This window comes from Bradyrhizobium sp. WSM4873 (assembly GCF_055811355.1).
The window spans coordinates 231,909-247,065 of the sequence record NZ_JBVVPS010000005.1; the positions used below are offsets into that span (position 1 = coordinate 231,909).

13 protein-coding genes are annotated in these 15,157 nt (G+C 65.7%); 5 read left to right on the forward strand and 8 right to left on the reverse strand.

Annotated elements, in window-relative coordinates:
- Window positions 1-18: 18 nt before the first annotated feature.
- Window positions 19-1,809, reverse strand: a complete 1,791-nt coding sequence (locus AC0L21_RS10890; RefSeq protein WP_473261094.1) for an acyl-CoA dehydrogenase C-terminal domain-containing protein — start codon at window positions 1,807-1,809, stop codon at window positions 19-21.
- Window positions 1,810-1,847: 38 nt separating this feature from the next.
- Window positions 1,848-2,234 (reverse strand): nuclear transport factor 2-like protein, encoded by a 387-nt coding sequence (locus AC0L21_RS10895; protein ID WP_473261097.1) that lies wholly within the window; start codon window positions 2,232-2,234, stop codon window positions 1,848-1,850.
- Window positions 2,235-2,449: 215 nt separating this feature from the next.
- On the opposite strand from AC0L21_RS10895, the gene AC0L21_RS10900 reads away from it, so the two are divergent.
- Window positions 2,450-3,040, forward strand: a complete 591-nt coding sequence (locus AC0L21_RS10900) for a PadR family transcriptional regulator (RefSeq protein WP_007605045.1) — start codon at window positions 2,450-2,452, stop codon at window positions 3,038-3,040.
- Window positions 3,041-3,052: 12 nt separating this feature from the next.
- Here the strand turns inward: AC0L21_RS10900 and AC0L21_RS10905 are convergent, their stop codons facing one another.
- The 3 genes from AC0L21_RS10905 to AC0L21_RS10915 all read right to left on the reverse strand — a co-directional run bounded on the left by AC0L21_RS10905 (window position 3,053) and on the right by AC0L21_RS10915 (window position 5,512).
- Window positions 3,053-3,856, reverse strand: a complete 804-nt coding sequence (locus AC0L21_RS10905) for an enoyl-CoA hydratase/isomerase family protein (RefSeq protein WP_456766482.1) — start codon at window positions 3,854-3,856, stop codon at window positions 3,053-3,055.
- Between the two features lie 40 nt (window positions 3,857-3,896).
- Window positions 3,897-4,889 carry an NADP-dependent oxidoreductase gene (locus AC0L21_RS10910; protein ID WP_473261100.1) on the reverse strand — a complete coding sequence of 331 codons (993 nt, stop codon included), beginning with the start codon at window positions 4,887-4,889 and terminating at the stop codon, window positions 3,897-3,899.
- Between the two features lie 182 nt (window positions 4,890-5,071).
- Window positions 5,072-5,512 (reverse strand): winged helix-turn-helix transcriptional regulator, encoded by a 441-nt coding sequence (locus tag AC0L21_RS10915; protein WP_456766484.1) that lies wholly within the window; start codon window positions 5,510-5,512, stop codon window positions 5,072-5,074.
- 636 nt (window positions 5,513-6,148) lie between these two features.
- On the opposite strand from AC0L21_RS10915, the gene AC0L21_RS10920 reads away from it, so the two are divergent.
- From AC0L21_RS10920 to AC0L21_RS10930, 3 genes are all read left to right on the forward strand, one after another.
- Window positions 6,149-9,586: a tetratricopeptide repeat protein gene (locus AC0L21_RS10920; RefSeq protein ID WP_473261102.1), complete on the forward strand. Its 3,438-nt coding sequence runs from the start codon at window positions 6,149-6,151 to the stop codon at window positions 9,584-9,586.
- A 335-nt stretch (window positions 9,587-9,921) separates the two neighbouring features.
- Window positions 9,922-10,839, forward strand: coding sequence for a sulfite exporter TauE/SafE family protein (locus tag AC0L21_RS10925; RefSeq protein WP_473261104.1), 918 nt, complete (start codon window positions 9,922-9,924; stop codon window positions 10,837-10,839).
- Window positions 10,836-11,606 (forward strand): TIGR02186 family protein, encoded by a 771-nt coding sequence (locus AC0L21_RS10930; protein ID WP_473261106.1) that lies wholly within the window; start codon window positions 10,836-10,838, stop codon window positions 11,604-11,606. The genes AC0L21_RS10925 and AC0L21_RS10930 overlap by 4 nt, the downstream gene beginning before the upstream one ends.
- A gap of 174 nt (window positions 11,607-11,780) precedes the next feature.
- Here the strand turns inward: AC0L21_RS10930 and AC0L21_RS10935 are convergent, their stop codons facing one another.
- Together AC0L21_RS10935 and AC0L21_RS10940 are read right to left on the reverse strand one after the other, a co-directional pair.
- Window positions 11,781-12,554 (reverse strand): MBL fold metallo-hydrolase, encoded by a 774-nt coding sequence (locus tag AC0L21_RS10935; protein WP_473261109.1) that lies wholly within the window; start codon window positions 12,552-12,554, stop codon window positions 11,781-11,783.
- 12 nt (window positions 12,555-12,566) lie between these two features.
- On the reverse strand, window positions 12,567-13,478 hold the full coding sequence (locus tag AC0L21_RS10940) for a DMT family transporter (RefSeq protein WP_473261111.1): 912 nt from the start codon (window positions 13,476-13,478) through the stop codon (window positions 12,567-12,569).
- A 99-nt stretch (window positions 13,479-13,577) separates the two neighbouring features.
- On the opposite strand from AC0L21_RS10940, the gene AC0L21_RS10945 reads away from it, so the two are divergent.
- Window positions 13,578-14,441, forward strand: a complete 864-nt coding sequence (locus tag AC0L21_RS10945) for a LysR family transcriptional regulator (RefSeq protein ID WP_473261113.1) — start codon at window positions 13,578-13,580, stop codon at window positions 14,439-14,441.
- On the opposite strand, the gene pdeM is transcribed toward AC0L21_RS10945, so the two are convergent.
- On the reverse strand, window positions 14,438-15,109 hold the full coding sequence (pdeM, locus tag AC0L21_RS10950; protein ID WP_473261115.1) for a ligase-associated DNA damage response endonuclease PdeM: 672 nt from the start codon (window positions 15,107-15,109) through the stop codon (window positions 14,438-14,440). The two genes, AC0L21_RS10945 and pdeM, sit on opposite strands and share 4 nt — an antisense overlap.
- Between the last annotated feature and the right edge of the window lie 48 nt (window positions 15,110-15,157).

A 15,157-nucleotide genomic window follows, 5' to 3' on the forward strand; every position in this document is an offset into this window, starting at 1 on the left:
CATTGGTGGGCGGAATCTTCAGAACGCTTCCGCGGGCAGTTCCATGATGGTGGCGCAGCCGGCCTGGATGCGCGCGAGATTGGCGGCGGTCTCCGGCAGCATCCGCTCCATGAAGAAGCGGCCGGTGACGAGCTTGGTCGAGAGATAGGGAGTTGCCCCGCTCTCGGCAATCTTGGCTTGTGTCACTTTCGCCATCTTCGCCCACATGTAGCCGAGCGCGACGAAACCGAAGAGGTTCAGGTAATCGGTCGCGGCGGCACCGGCATTGTCGGGCTTGGCCATCGCGTTCTGCATCAGCCACGTCGTGGCCTGCTGGAGATGGCCGAGCGACGCCGAGAGCGGCGTGATGAAAGGCTTCATCGCCTCGTCACCGCCGTTCTCCTTGGCGAAGGCCATGACCTCGCCGAAGAACGCCATGATGGCGCGGCCGCCGTCGCGCGGCAGCTTGCGGCCGACGAGGTCGAGCGCCTGGATGCCGTTGGCGCCTTCGTAGATCATCGCGATGCGCGCATCGCGCACGAACTGCTCCATGCCCTGCTCGGCGATGTAGCCGTGGCCGCCATACATCTGCTGCGCCTGCACCGCGTTGGCGAAGCCGTAATCGGTGAGGAAGCCTTTCAGGACGGGCGTCATCAGGCCCATGTGATCGTCGGCGGCCTGGCGATCCTTGGGATCCTCGGAGCGATGGGCGACGTCGCTCTTCAGCGCGGTCCACATCACGAAGGCGCGCGCGGCCTCGTTGAAGGCGCGGATCGACAGCAGCGTGCGGCGCACGTCGGGATGAACGATGATCGGATCGGCCGGCTTGTCCGGCGCCTTGGCGCCGGTGAGCGAGCGGCCCTGGATGCGATCCCGGGCATAGGCGACCGCATTCTGATAGGCCACTTCGGACTGCGCGAGACCCTGCACGGCGACGCCGAGGCGGGCCTCGTTCATCATCACGAACATGCCCTGCATGCCCTTGTTCTCTTCGCCGATCAGCCAGCCGACGGCGTTGTCGTAGTTCATCACGCAGGTGGAATTGCCGTGGATGCCCATCTTGTGCTCGATCGAGCCGCAGACCACGCCGTTGCGCTGCCCCACCGACCCATCGGCATTGACCAGGAATTTCGGCACCACGAACAGCGACACGCCCTTGATGCCGGCGGGCGCGCCCTCGATGCGGGCCAGCACGAGGTGGATGATGTTGGGCGCGAGGTCATGCTCGCCGGCCGAAATGAAGATCTTGGTGCCGGTGATCTTGAAGCTGCCGTCGGCCTGCCGCACCGCCTTGGTGCGGAGCATGCCGAGATCGGTGCCGCAATGCGGCTCGGTCAGGTTCATGGTGCCGGTCCACTCGCCCGCCACCATCTTCGGCACGTAGGTCTGCTTCTGCTCCGGCGTGCCGTGGACGATCAACGCCGCAGTCGCGCCCATGGTGAGGCCGCCATACATCGAGAACGCCATGTTGGCGGAGATCTGGAATTCGTTGACGGCCTGGGAGAGCGTCACCGGCAGACCCTGGCCGCCGTACTCGGTCGGTGCCGACAGGCCGAGCCAGCCGCCCTCGGCGACCTGCTTGAACGCCTCCTTGAATCCCTTGGGCGTGGTGACGCTGCCGTCATCGGCGCGCCTGCAGCCTTCGAGATCGCCCACGCGGTTGAGCGGCTGCAGCACCTCTTCGGCAAGCTTGGCGGCTTCGCCGAGAATGGCTTCGCGCACGTCGCTCGACGCATCGGAGAAGCCGGCCAGATTGTCGTAGCGGTCGATCTGGAAGACGTCGTTGAGCAGGAAGTTCACGTCTTCGACGGGGGCTTTGTAGATCGGCATGGTAGTCTCCCGGCAGGCCTTGAAGCGATGATGCTGGCTTAGGATTGAGCGGCGGCGAGCTGTTCCGCCATCAGGCGATGCAGCATGTCGATGGCCTTGAGCGGCCGCACCATCACCTTGAAATGCGTGATGCGGCCCTCGCCGTCGAAGGTGATGATGTCGACGCCGTTGATCTCGATGCCGTCGATGATGGTCTTGAATTCGAGCACGGCGCCGCTCTCACTCTTCCATTCGCCGGCATAGCTGAAGCCGGCACCACCGAGCACCTTCTCGGCGCTGGCGAGATATTTGAAGGTGATGTCGCGGCCGCGCTGCGGCGCGTGCACGACGGGGCTTTCGAAGATTGCGTCGGGATGGAGCAGGTCCCAGAGCGCTGCCTGGTCATGCGACTTCATGTAGCCGTACCAGGACTCGAGGCCGGTCATTCAGGTGCCTCCCTAAAGGCAGTGCAACTTAAAGGCTTGGGCAAAAAACGCGAAAACAACCCCATGCACAGTAGCGCGAAGGTTGATTCCACTAGGATTTTCGGGGCGGTGTTTGCCCTCGTTCTTGGGTCGCCTCATATGCACATTGACGCATATGCGCCGATGCGCATAAAGTCAAGCCAATTGGTTAAGGTCGAGAACAGGAGGACCGGGTCATGGCTTTGGGCGACGCAATCCTCGCATGCCTGACGGAACGTCCGATGACGGGCTACGAGCTCGCCAAGACATTCGATTCCTCGATCGGCTTCTTCTGGAAGGCCGACCACCAGCAGATCTACCGCGAGCTCTCCAAGCTGCGTGACCGCGGCTACATCCAGGGCCGCGAGGTCGTGCAAACCGGCAAGCCCAATAAGCTGATCTATACGCTCACTCCGGAGGGCCGAACAGCGCTGCGGCACTGGGCCGCGCGGCCAAGCACGCCCCCTTCCATCAAGGACGACCTCCTGGTGCGGCTGCATGCGCTGGACAGCATCGGCCTCGAGCCCATGCGCACCGACCTGATGGCCCGGCTCGAGCACCACCGCGATCGCCACGAGAACTACGAGCGCATCCTGAAGAAGCGCTTTCCGGAAGGCGCGGCCTCCGGCGTGCTCGACCTCGGTAACCTGCTGCTGCTTCAGCTCGGCGCCCGGCACGAGCAGATGGTGGCCGATTTCTGCGAAGAGGCGCTCGAGGCGCTGTCGGCGATGAGCGCAAACGGCACCGTGGTGCCGCTGGAGGATGGCAAGCGGGAAGGCAAGGGCTGAGACCGCTGTCGGCTAAAGATTCCCGACTTCGCGGCCGAGGTTCAGCTCAAAGTCGCCGGCGGATCCAATGCCTCGCGCGCGCAGCTTCGCCATGCGCTCTGCTGCGCCTGGCCAGCCGAACGTCGTGAAGAAGGTGTCCTGCGTCGCCTGCAGCTGAGCGGGGTCCGGCAGCCCGTGCTGGTTGATCGTCGCTTTACAGGTGCTCAGCGCCTGCTTGTCGAACGACAGGATGCGCCGCACGAAATTCGCGACGAACTCATCAAGCTGGGCCTCGGGGATGGCGCGGTTGATCCAGCCGTATCGTTCGGCGGTCTCCGCATCGAAATCGTCGCTGCCGAGGATGATCTCCATGGCGCGAGAGCGGCCCACCAGGATCGGCAGGCGTTGAAGCGCCCCGCCGCCTGGGATGAGGCCGCATCCGACCTCTGGCTGGCCGAAGATCGCCTTTTCCCTGCTGGCGAAGCGAATGTCGCAGGCCAGGGTAAACTCGCTTCCACCGCCGCGCGCCCGGCCGCGGATCACTGCAATGCTGAGGACGTTACTCTGAGCCAGCTTGGTGGCCGGTTCGATCCAGCGTGGCGCGCCGAACCGGCTGTGGGGCTCGGCTGTGCTGTAGTGAGCGATGAAGAAGTCCGGGTTGGCGCTCTCGAAGGTCACGACCTTCAACGCATCGTCCGCTTCGATCTCCTCCACCAGGTCGTAGAACTCGTCGTAGGTGCGATCGTCGATCGCGTTGATCGGCGGGTTGTTGAAGGTCACGCGCCAATACCCCGGCGTGGACTTGTCGATGCTGATCCTAGCGGGGATGTCGCTCATGGTTGCCTCCGTTCCGCGGACTTGTTGAAGGAGCCTTGCCTCAGGGGACGATGACGAGCTTCCCGCGCGTATGTCGGCCGGCCAGAAGCTCGTAGGCGGCGGCGAGCTGGTCGAAGCCATAGGCCGCGCTCACGGAAGCGCGGATGGCGCCGGTGTCGATCAGGGCCGCGATCTCCGCCAGTTGAGCGCCGTCCGGCCGGGTGAGAGGGCCGTGGAACTCCGCCTTTCGGGCAGCGGCGCGCGCGATGAACGGTCGAACGGCCGCCGAAGCTTGCTCGGCCACGGGAGGCGGTAAGCCGATTTCGCGATAGCTCTGGGCGTCGGCGGTGCGCACGAGACCGACATAGCGGCCGCCTTCGCGCAGGGTGTCGATGCCACGCTCGGTCAGTGGACCGCACACACCGTCATAGACCACATCGAACGGGCCGGCAGCCTCGAAGCTTTCGGTTGTGTAGTCGATCGTGCGGTCCGCTCCGAGCCCGGCCATGAACGTCTGGCTGTTCGGTCCGCCCGTCGCAACGACGTAGGCCCCGAGGTGCTTGGCGAGCTGGATGGCGAAGGCGCCGACGCCACCCGCCCCTGCCTGGATCAAGATGCTTTCGCCGGCCTTGAGCCGGGCGCGCTCCACAAATGCCTGCCAGGTGGTCAAGGCGACGGTCGGCAGGCTCGCCGCCTCCTCGAACGAAAGGGTGCGCGGCTTGTGGGCCAGGAGATTCAGTGGAACGGCTGCGCGCTCGGCATAGGCGCCGGGACGCCGGTTAGGCAGGCGGGCGTAAACCTCGTCACCTGCCTTGAACGCCGCGCCCGAGGGCGCGGAGACAACAACGCCCGCGACGTCGTAGCCCATCACCTGCGGAAAGGTGAATGGAAAGGCGGCATGGAACAGACCCTGGCGCATGGCGACCTCGACGGGATTCGCACCGGCGGCCCGAACCTCGATCATTGCCTCGTCGGCCCCCGCAACGGGGTCGCTGACCTCCCCGCAGGTGACCACCGAATTGTCGCCGTAGCCGTTGATGTACGCTGCCCGCATTTCATACTCCTCGCGCTAGGTCGCCCGACCTATTAGTCTCATTATTGAACTTTTACTGGCATGAATGGTTGTTGGCAAGCCCTCGTCGCGGCGCCGGCGTGAACCAGAGCGTTTTCGAGCGAAATGGAGGCCGGTTTGCGTGAAGAAAACGCGTCAAACGAGACTCTAGAACCGATAAAGCTCTAGAGGTTGCCGGCCCGAGCCTTCGGCTTGCCCGCGGCGCGCCGGCGCAAGCGAATATCGGCAAGCGTGATCTCGCGCCCAAGGGAGGAGCGGACCTTTATCGGCTCCAGTTCGCTGCCGTCGATGCCGTCAAGCATTCGAATGGGGGGCGGATCGGGCCGGAATAGCCATCGGTCGCCCCATTGGCGAAGTGCGATGATGGTCGCAAAGAGATCCTCGCCCATTTCGGTCAGAACGTACTCGTGCCGCCGCGCTTCCTCGGTGATGGGCCGGCGTTCGAGAATGCCAGAGGCGACGAGTTTCTTCAGGCGGGCGGTCAGTAGATTCCGCGACATCTCCAGCTCCTTCTGGAAATCGTCGAATCGGGTCGTGCCCCCGAAGGCCTGGCGCAGGATCATCAAACTGCCCCAGTCGCCGATGACGTCAACGGAGCGGGCCATGGGGCACTCGTACGAGGCCCAACTTTTCCGCTGCATGGACTGATCTCCTTCGCCGGTGTCGTCTGGGCAGGAATTAAGGCCCGATGCGAGAACCGACAAGGGTGCCACAAACTCCTGCCGCGTGTCCTTGGACGCCGATCGGGATCTAAGTCCAATGCCGCTGACGGTTTGGGTACAGCACCTAGCTCGGCAAATTGTCAGTCATTCCGGGCGGCACCTCGCCTTGCTCCGAGCGTTCGGCCAGAAGTTGCTTTCGGCCTCGTACCAGAAGGTGTCCATTTTCCCGCTGGGCTCGCCGGCACCCTCCAGATCTCATAAGCGCGTTTGCGAACTTCTTCTTCGGTCAGACCAGCCATTCTGAGCCATCCTTTGGTCGCTGAAGTTCCGAGCTGCTAGCACCCGGAGAGTTCCTGGCAATGCGAGATTCCGATCGCATCCGACGGGCTGGGGAGCACAGCGCCCCCGCCCAACTTTAAGACACCGTCAACGGGTTCCTTAACCCGTTATTTACCGTAACAGACAAAAGTCGGTTTTCGAGGCAGACGACCCGCGCCAAATCCGATTGTCTTTCAACCGGCACGCGAGGGGAGACTGGAGGCGCCGGGTGGGGCGCCGGAGTCGGAACCGGACAGAGTCATGAATTCGCGCGTATCGTGGAGTGTTGACGGCATCGATCCATCCGTCCGGGAGCGGGCCGAAGCTGCTGCGCGTCGCGCCGGCATGTCACTCAACGATTGGCTCAACTCCACGCTCGGCGAGACCGCCCCGCCGAACTTTCGCGGACTTTACGACCAGCGTCCGCAAGCCCAGCACGTTCCGAGCCAAGTCCCGAGTCACGTACCAAGTCACGTGCCGAGCCAGGAAAGCCGCGAAGTCGCCGACATCCACCAGCGGCTCGACGCCATCACCCAGCAGATCGAACGAATTTCAAAGCCGGCGCCGCGGCAAGATACTTCGCGGCAGGATTCTTCGCGACAAGACGTCTCGCGGGAGCAGGGCGTTGCGCGTCAGCTCAACGACGCGATCTCGCGGCTCGATGCTCGGCTGTCGCAAATTTCGAAGCCGCAGCAGGCTCCGGCACCGCGACAGGCACCCGTTGAAACGCGCCAGCGCCAAGCCGATGCGGTCGAGCGTGCGGCAGCGCAGGTCTATCGCAGCTCACCGCCCCTGAGCCCCGCTTCGTTCGACGTCGCGGTCGCCGAGATCACGGCACGGCAGAGCGAGCTCGACGGCTTTACGCCCAGGCAGATGCCGCCGCGCGCAGCACCCTCGATCGCGCCTGCGGCAGCTCCTTACGCGCCCCCTGCCTACGCTCCGCCGCCACCGCAGCCGGGGCCGGATTTCTCTGCGCTCGAGCGCCATCTGCTCAAGATCACGAGCCAGATCGAGTCGCTGCAGCGGCCTGACAATACCGAGCAGGCGATCAACAGTTTCCGCAGCGAGCTTGCGGAGATCCGCAACGCCATCACCGAGGCGATGCCGCGCCGCGCGATCGAATCGATCGAGAACGAGATCCGCTCGCTGCATCGGCGCATCGACGAGACCCGCTCCAACGGCACCGACGGTCAGGTCCTGTCCGGCATCGAGCACGCGCTCTCCGAGATCAAGCAGGTGCTCCGCACGCTGACGCCGGCCGAGCAGCTCACCGGCTATGACGAGGCGATCCGCAATCTCGGCGCCAAGCTCGATCTGATCCTGCGCGCCAATGACGATCCCTCGACGGTCCGCCAGCTCGAAGGCGCGATCTCGGCACTGCGCGGCATCGTCTCCAACGTCGCCTCCAACGAAGCGCTGGCACGGCTCTCGGACGACGTGCAGCTGCTGTCGTCCAAGGTCGACCAGGTCACCCGTTCGTCCGGCCAGGGCGACAGTTTTGCGGTGCTGGAGCAGCGCATCGCGGCGCTCACAGCTGCTTTGGAAACGCGCGAGCGCCCTCAGCCATCCGAGAGCAGCGAGCATCTCGAAAGCGCGATCCGCGCCCTGTCCGACCGTTTCGACCGCATGCAGGTCGGCAACGACTCGGCATCGACCTTTGCTCATCTCGAACAGCGGGTCTCGTATCTGCTGGAGCGGCTCGAGGCCGCCTCCGATCCGCGCAACGGCAATTTCAGCCGCGTCGAGGACGGGTTGCACGACATCCTGCGCCACCTGGAGCGGCAGCAGGCGACCTATTCCGCGCTGGCCGAGAGCCGCAGCTCCGCGCCGCCTGCCGAGTCCGGCATGGTCGATCTGGTCAAGCGCGAGCTCTCCGACATCCGCTTCAGCCAGGCCGAGACCAACCGGACTACCCAGGACTCGCTGGAGGCCGTCCACAACGCACTTGGCCACGTCGTCGATCGTCTCTCGATGATCGAGGGCGATCTGCGCAATGTGCGCACCGCGCCGCCCGCTCCTCCGCCGCAGCCGATGCCGATGGCGGCTCCCATGGCGCCCGCGCCGATGGCGCACGAGCCGCGGCAGCAAGCACAGCAGCACCCGAAATACGATCCGAAGCCCGAGCTGCCCAATCCGGCAGCCGCGCAGGCGGCGCATGCCGCCTTCGCCGCCGCGCCGCGCGAATTCCATGCCGCCGCGCCGGCGGCGCCGCCGCCGATGCCGCCGCAGATGCCGATGGCACCGCCGGTTCCGCCACGCGCGATCAGCGAAATCCTGGAGCCGCATACGGCGCCACCGCGCGCCGCGCTTGCGCCCGACCTGCCGCCGGATCATCCGCTCGAGCCGGGCACAAGGCCGGGTGCACGCATCGCCACGCCGTCGGAGCGCATTGCTGCGTCCGAAAGTGCAATCAGCGACATCCCGGCCGCGCCCAAGGAGCCGGTGTCGTCGTCGAGCTTCATCGCCGCCGCGCGCCGCGCCGCGCAGGCCGCCGCCGCGCAGCCGACCGAGAAGCCGGCCCGTGGCGCCAAGGCCGCAATCGCCCGCGCCAAAGACAAGGGCCAGGAAGGTGCCTCGACCATCACCTCGAAGATCCGCTCGCTGCTGGTCGGCGCGAGCGTGGTCGTAATCGTGCTCGGTACCTTCAAGATGGCGATGAACCTGCTCGATGGCGGCAGCCCGTCGCCGTCGCCGCAGGCGATGGAGAATTCGTCGCCCGCACCCGCGCCGCAGGCCCCGCCGCCGGTCGAGAACAAGCCCGCCACGCCCGAGCAGGTCACGCCGTCGATGACCTCGCCGACCCCGATCGGGCGGCAATCCCAGAACAATGCCGCGCCGGCGCCCGCCGCCAGTTCGGGCAACTCGGCCTCGGTCGAAATTCCGCCGGTGCCTGCCGCAGCGCCGCAGCCGGCCTCCAGCGACGTCACCGGCGCGCTGTCGGGCACGAGCCGCGCGAAACTCGCGATGATCCAGGTGCCGCCGACCGAAAAGCTGCCTGACGGCATCGGTGGCCCCGGCTTGCGCACCGCCGCGATGAAGGGCGATGCGACCGCGGCCTACGAGATCGGCGTGCGCTTTGCCGAGGGCAAGGGCGTCGCTGCAAACTACGACGAGGCCGCCAAATGGTACGACCGCGCGGCGCAGGCCGGCGTGGTACCCGCCACCTTCCGCCTCGGGACACTCTACGAAAAGGGTCTCGGCGTGAAGAAGGACGCCGACATCGCCCGCCGCTACTACACGCAAGCCGCCGAGCGCGGCAACGCCAAGGCGATGCACAATCTCGCGGTGCTCGACGCCGATGGCGGCGGACGCGGCGCCAACTACAAGAGCGCGGCACTGTGGTTCCGGAAGGCCGCCGACCGCGGCGTCGCTGACAGCCAGTTCAATCTCGGCATCCTCTATGCCCGCGGCATCGGCGTGGAGCAGAACCTCGCCGAATCCTACAAATGGTTCACCCTCGCCGCCGCCCAGGGCGATGCGGACGCAGCAACCAAGCGCGATGACGTCGCCAAGCGTCTCGACCCGCAATCGCTCGCGGCCGCCAAGCTCGCGATCCAGACCTTCAGCGCCGAGCCGCAGCCCGACGACGCCGTCAACGTTGCGGCCCCGAACGGCGGCTGGGACAGCGCCCCGCAGGCCAACGCGAAGCCTGCGCCGAAGCCGGTCGCCGCCAAGCGCGCAGCGTCCGCGGTGCGCTGAGAGCGGTCACTCAACCGTCTCTGACGAAAAATCTCGCCTGGTCGTCCTGGCGAAAGCCAGGACCCATTACCACAAGCGATCGTTGTTGGAGGACGGTGTGGCCACAGCCTGCCGCGATAACGACCAGTCGGGATAATGGGTCCTGGCTTTCGCCAGGACGACATGGGAGGAGCCACGGCGCCTCGATCACCCTCCTCACCGCAGCCATTCACCACGCCCGAAATTCCCGGTCCCGCCCGCCGTCGAATTCCGCTATTGAGAGGCGCGGCAATCGTTCTGCCCTCCTGCGAGCATTCCGCGCAATCGATCCGTCTCGCCGGAAGCGTGGTCTCTCGATGCAGCTCTATCTCCCGATCGCCGATCTCCCGGTCAACGTCTTCCTCGTGCTGGCGATGGGTGCGGCCGTCGGCTTCGTCTCCGGCATGTTCGGGATCGGCGGCGGCTTCCTGATGACGCCGCTCTTGATCTTCATCGGCATCACGCCGGCGGTCGCGGTCGCTTCCGTCGCAAGCCACATCGCCGCCTCGTCCTTTTCCGGCGCCCTCGCCTATTGGCGGCGGCGCGCGATCGATCCGGCGCTGGCGAGCGTGCTGTTGTGCGGCGGCGTCACCGGGACGGCGCTCGGCGTGTGGGCCTTCACGCAGCTGCGCGCGCTCGGCCAGCTCGATCTGATGATCGCACTGTCCTACGTCGTGCTGCTCACCACCGTCGGCAGCCTGATGTTCTCCGAAGGCCTGCGTGCCCTGATGCGGACCCGGCGTGGCGCGGTGCCGCCGCGACGCACGCATAACTGGATCCATGGCCTGCCGCTGAAGATGCGGTTCAAGCGCTCCAAGATCTACCTCTCGGTCATTCCGGTCGTGATCGTCGGCATCGTGATCGGCTTCATCGGCGCCATCATGGGCATCGGCGGCGGCTTCATCCTGGTGCCGATCATGATCTACCTGCTGCGGGTGCCGACCTCGACGGTGATCGGCACCTCGATGGTCCTGACGCTGGTCACGATGCTGTTTGCCACCCTGCTGCATGCGGTGACAAATCATCTGGTCGACGCCGTGCTCGCGCTGATCCTGATGGTCGGCGGCGTCACCGGCGCGCAGTTCGGGGCACGCGCCGGCCAGAAGATCCGCGGCGAACAGTTGCGGCTGCTGCTCGGCCTCTTGATCCTCTCGGTCGGCGTCCGCTTCGCCATCGAGCTGGTGATCCGGCCAGAGGATCTCTTCACCATCCGCGAGCTGGGAGTGAACGGATGACGCGCGCAGCTCTCGCGGTCCTGCTCGTTGTGCTGCTCGGCTCCGCTGCGCGCGCCGAGCGGCTGATCGTGTCGGTCTCCAACCATCGCGTCACGGTGACGCCGAACTATTCCGGCGAGGAGCTGGTGCTGTTCGGCTCGGTCGAGAAGGACGCCTCCACGCCCGCCGACCGCAAGACCTACGATCTCGTCGTCACCGTGATGGGCCCCCGCGCCGACATGGTGACGCGACGCAAGGAGCGTACGTTCGGAATCTGGATCAACACCGACTATCGCCAGTTCCTGGAAGTGCCGAGCTATCTCGCATTGTTCGCCAACCGCCCGTTCGACGTCATCACGTCGCCCGAGATCGCGCGGCGCCAGCAGATCGGGCTCAACAACGTGCTGCTGACCCAACGCGTCAGCGGCGACTATGCCGACGTGGTGCCGAACGACGCGTTCCGCTCCGCCTTCATCCGCCTGCGAACCCAGCGCGGTCTCTACCGCGAGGATCCGAGCGCAGTGACGTTCCTGACACCGACATTGTTCCGCACCGGCATTCCACTGCCGGCGGAGGTGCCGATCGGGACCTATGAGGTGGAGATCAAGCTGTTCGCCGACGGCGCGTTCATCGGCAAGACCGAGACCGCGTTCGAGATCGTCAAGGTCGGCTTCGAGCAGTTCGTCGCAACGACGGCGCGGCAGAACGGGCTGATCTACGGCCTCGTCACCGCCGCGATGGCACTGATGACGGGCTGGATGGCGTCGATTGTGTTTCGGAAGGATTGACCTTCGTCATTGCGAGCGCAGCAGCCCAACGAATTCTCCGCCGTCGTCCTGGCGAAAGCCAGGACCCATAACCACAGGCAGTCGTGGTTACGAGGATTCGGAGTTACCACTAAGCGTCAAACTGCTCCCTGGGGTAATGGGTCCTGGCTTTCGCCAGGACGACACTGGGGAGAGCTACGGCGCCTGCACCACCGTGGGCACTCCCGGCTCCAGCAATCGCAACCTTGTCCCAAAACCCAGCACATCAAACGTCTTGCGCAGATCCTCCCTGTTCTGGCGGAAGTGCGCCCACCCTTCCGTATGAACAGGCACGATCACCGCATCGGGGAACGCGCGCGCGGTCTCGATGGTGTCGTTGGTGTCCATGGTGAGATGGAACGGCCCGCGCGTTTGCGCGGCGCCGGCGAAAGGCATCACCACGCCGCATTTGAAGCGGCGCGCGACCTCGGCGACGCCGTCGAACCAGGTGGTGTCGCCGCTGATGTAGACCGAGGTTGTATCCTTGCGGCTCGACGTCACCACGAAGCCGATGACATCGCCTGACAGCGGCTCGATGCCGGCCGGGCCGTGACGCGCCGGGGTCGCGGTGATCGTCAGCGAGTTGCCGTCACGATGTTTCAGATGCGCCGTGCCCCACGGCGCCAAACCTTCGACATGCCCGCCGAGGCGCTGCGCGCCGGCCTCGGTGGTCAGCACGCGCTTCACATTTTTGAGAAAGTCGCGGCCGGAATTGTCAAGATTGTCCGAATGCTGGTCGTGGCTGAGTAGCACGGCATCGACCGGGCCGATCGCATCGGCCTTGAGCGCAGGGCCGATCGTCTTCTCCAGCTTCACGTGCGGCAGTTGATAGGCGCCTGGCGCATCGAAGGTCGGGTCAGTGAGCAGGCGAAAGCCATCGATCTCGATCAGCGCAGTGGGACCGCCGATCAGGGTGATGGAAATGGGCATGATGGGCTCCTCTTACGCGACGGATTTGGCGGGCCGCGTCACCAGGTAGATGCCAAGTGCGACCGGGATGATGCCGAGCAGATCGCGTGCCTCGACATGCTCGCCGAGCACGAGATACGCGAACAGCATGCCGAGCGGCGGCATCAGGAAATGATAGGCACTGGCAGCCGTCGCGCCACACACTTTCAGGAGATGAAACCAGAGCCAGTACGCCATGATCGAGCCGCCGAGCACGAGGAAAGCGAAGGCGCCGATCAGGCCCGGCGTGAAGTCGATGGCATGGACGTCAGCGAAGGTGAGCGCGACCGGCGTCAGCACGACGCCGGCGGCGAGATTCTGCACGCCGTTGCCGATCCACAGCGAGCCCTTCGGCGCGAGCAGCTTGAACAGGATAGTGCCGGCGACGAGGGAGGCGAGCGAGGCCAGCGTGAACACGATGCCGTGCAGCGAGTCGGTGCCGACCGACAGGCGGTGCCAGACGATCAAGGTCACGCCGATGATGCCGAGCAGGAGGCCGCTCGCCTTGCGCCAGGTCATGCCTTCGCCGAGCAGCAGCGCGGCGAGGCCCGCCGTGAACACCGGATTGGCCGACACGATCAGGCCGCCGAGGCCGGCGGAAACCGATTGCAGCCCGGTGTAGCCGAGGCCGAGATAGAGCGCGTTGTTGGCGACGCCGAGCACCGCGAAGATCGCGGCATCGCGCCACGACAGCGACCAGTCGTCGCCGCGGACCAGCGTGGCACCGAGAATCAAGATGCCGGCGAGCGAAAAGCGCGCGGCAAGCAGGATCAGCGGCGGGCAATGGGTCACGCCGATCTTGCCGGCGACGAAGGCGTAGCTCCAGAGCAGGCAGAACAGGCCGATGGCGAGCGGCAGCGTATTGAAGCGGCTGCGGGGAACCGAAATCGAGGGAGCGAGGGACATGTGGGCGTTCTCCTGAACCCTCGATCTAGGGACCCGGCTTGTCATTTGGAAATTAAATGATTAACTTCCATTCAGTGGATTTTCGAATGGAGGCGCCCCATGCTCGATCTCGAGCTCCTGCGCAGCTTCGTCTCCGTGGTCGATGCCGGCGGCTTCACCCGCGCCGGCGAGCGCGTCCACCGCACGCAATCGACTGTCAGCCAGCAGATCAAGCGGCTGGAGGAGGATGTCGGCCAGGTCCTGCTGCACCGCGACGGCAAGGATTTGCGCCCGACCGAAGCCGGCGAGCGGTTGCTGTCCTATGCGCGGCGGCTGCTGTCGCTCGCGGAAGAGGCGCGCGACGTGCTGCGCCAGCCCGACGGCGAAGGCGCGATCCGGCTCGGCATTCCCGAAGATTTCGCGGCCTATCGGCTGGCGAAACTGCTCGGCGCCTTCTCGCGCTCGCATCCGGGCCTGCGGCTCGATGTGCGCGCCGACCAGAGCAAGCATCTCGCCCGCGATCTCGAACGCGGCGAGCTCGATCTCGCATTGTTCAAGCGCGCAGCCGGGGAGAAGGGCGCGATTGCGGTGTGGCCGGAGCAGGTGCACTGGGTCACCAGCAAGAGCCATCCGATCCATGCCGATGTCGCCTCCGTGCCGCTGATCGGCTTTCCGCTCGGCTGCCTCTACCGCGCCGGCGCCATCCACGCGCTGGAGAGTGCGGGCCGGCCCTGGCACATGTCCTATACCTCGTCGAGCCTCGCCGGCATCCAGGCCGCGGTCGCGGCCGGCATGGGCTTGAGCATCCTGTCGGAGATGGCGATCCAGTCCGACCACCGCGTGCTGACCGCAAAGGACGGCTTCGCGCCAATCAACCGAACGGAAGTCGCGTTGATGGCCGCGCCGGGCGCAAGTCCCGCGACGCTGCGGCTCGCGGATCGGCTGGCGGAGTTCTGCGACGATGTGCAGGCGAAGGCGGCTTAGCTGCACCTTGACGCGGCAATCGCGTGGACGCGGCGGTCGCCGAGCAAATGCGCGACAAAACCGTTCTTTGGAAAGATTTTTGCAAACGCCGCGTCGCGGATGCTGAGGCCGCCGGCATAGGCGCCGAAGGCGGGCATCACGGCGCGCATTCCGTCAGAGGCGAAGCAGCGGCGCTCCATCGAACGGCCACGCGCGGAGACGCGAGCCTTGGGATGCAGATGGCCGGCGATCTCGCCGCTCGCGCCGGTCGGCTCATGGCGGAAGGTGATCGGGCCGATCGCGACCTCGTCGGCGACGGTGCCGCCGAGATCACGCGGCAGCGCCGGATCGTGATTGCCTGAGATCCAGATCCAGTCGCGACCAGCCTGAAAGGCGGCGACCGCGTCGCGATCCTCCGCCGACAGCCGTCCATGCGCGGTGCGATCGTGAAAACTGTCACCGAGCGCGATGACCACGCGCGGATTATGGCGGGAGATGACAGCAGCGAGCCGGCCAAGCGTCGCGATGGTGTCGTAAGGCGGCAGCAGCACGCCGCGCATGGCGAAGCTGGAACCTTTTTCCAGATGCAGATCGGAGATGACGAGCAGGCGCTGCTCTTCCCAGAACAGCGCGCCGGAAAGATCGGCCGCGAACGTCACGCTGCTGATGCAGACATTCGAAACGCGCATGTCCTCGATATCCTCTGAAACCAGCGCGCCTGCCGTCACGTCAAAACC

Bases quoted from the DNA above. Each gene is read 5' to 3' on its own strand.
- AC0L21_RS10900 (WP_007605045.1), top strand. From the start codon at position 2,450: ATGGCTTTGGGCGACGCAATCCTCGCATGCCTGACGGAACGTCCGATG.
- AC0L21_RS10940 (WP_473261111.1), bottom strand. From the start codon at position 13,478: ATGTCCCTCGCTCCCTCGATTTCGGTTCCCCGCAGCCGCTTCAATACG.
- AC0L21_RS10915 (WP_456766484.1), bottom strand. From the start codon at position 5,512: ATGGCCCGCTCCGTTGACGTCATCGGCGACTGGGGCAGTTTGATGATC.
- AC0L21_RS10920 (WP_473261102.1), top strand. From the start codon at position 6,149: ATGAATTCGCGCGTATCGTGGAGTGTTGACGGCATCGATCCATCCGTC.
- AC0L21_RS10890 (WP_473261094.1), bottom strand. From the start codon at position 1,809: ATGCCGATCTACAAAGCCCCCGTCGAAGACGTGAACTTCCTGCTCAAC.
- AC0L21_RS10945 (WP_473261113.1), top strand. From the start codon at position 13,578: ATGCTCGATCTCGAGCTCCTGCGCAGCTTCGTCTCCGTGGTCGATGCC.
- AC0L21_RS10935 (WP_473261109.1), bottom strand. From the start codon at position 12,554: ATGCCCATTTCCATCACCCTGATCGGCGGTCCCACTGCGCTGATCGAG.
- AC0L21_RS10925 (WP_473261104.1), top strand. From the start codon at position 9,922: ATGCAGCTCTATCTCCCGATCGCCGATCTCCCGGTCAACGTCTTCCTC.
- pdeM (WP_473261115.1), bottom strand. From the start codon at position 15,109: ATGCGCGTTTCGAATGTCTGCATCAGCAGCGTGACGTTCGCGGCCGAT.
- AC0L21_RS10930 (WP_473261106.1), top strand. From the start codon at position 10,836: ATGACGCGCGCAGCTCTCGCGGTCCTGCTCGTTGTGCTGCTCGGCTCC.
- AC0L21_RS10905 (WP_456766482.1), bottom strand. From the start codon at position 3,856: ATGAGCGACATCCCCGCTAGGATCAGCATCGACAAGTCCACGCCGGGG.
- AC0L21_RS10910 (WP_473261100.1), bottom strand. From the start codon at position 4,889: ATGCGGGCAGCGTACATCAACGGCTACGGCGACAATTCGGTGGTCACC.
- AC0L21_RS10895 (WP_473261097.1), bottom strand. From the start codon at position 2,234: ATGACCGGCCTCGAGTCCTGGTACGGCTACATGAAGTCGCATGACCAG.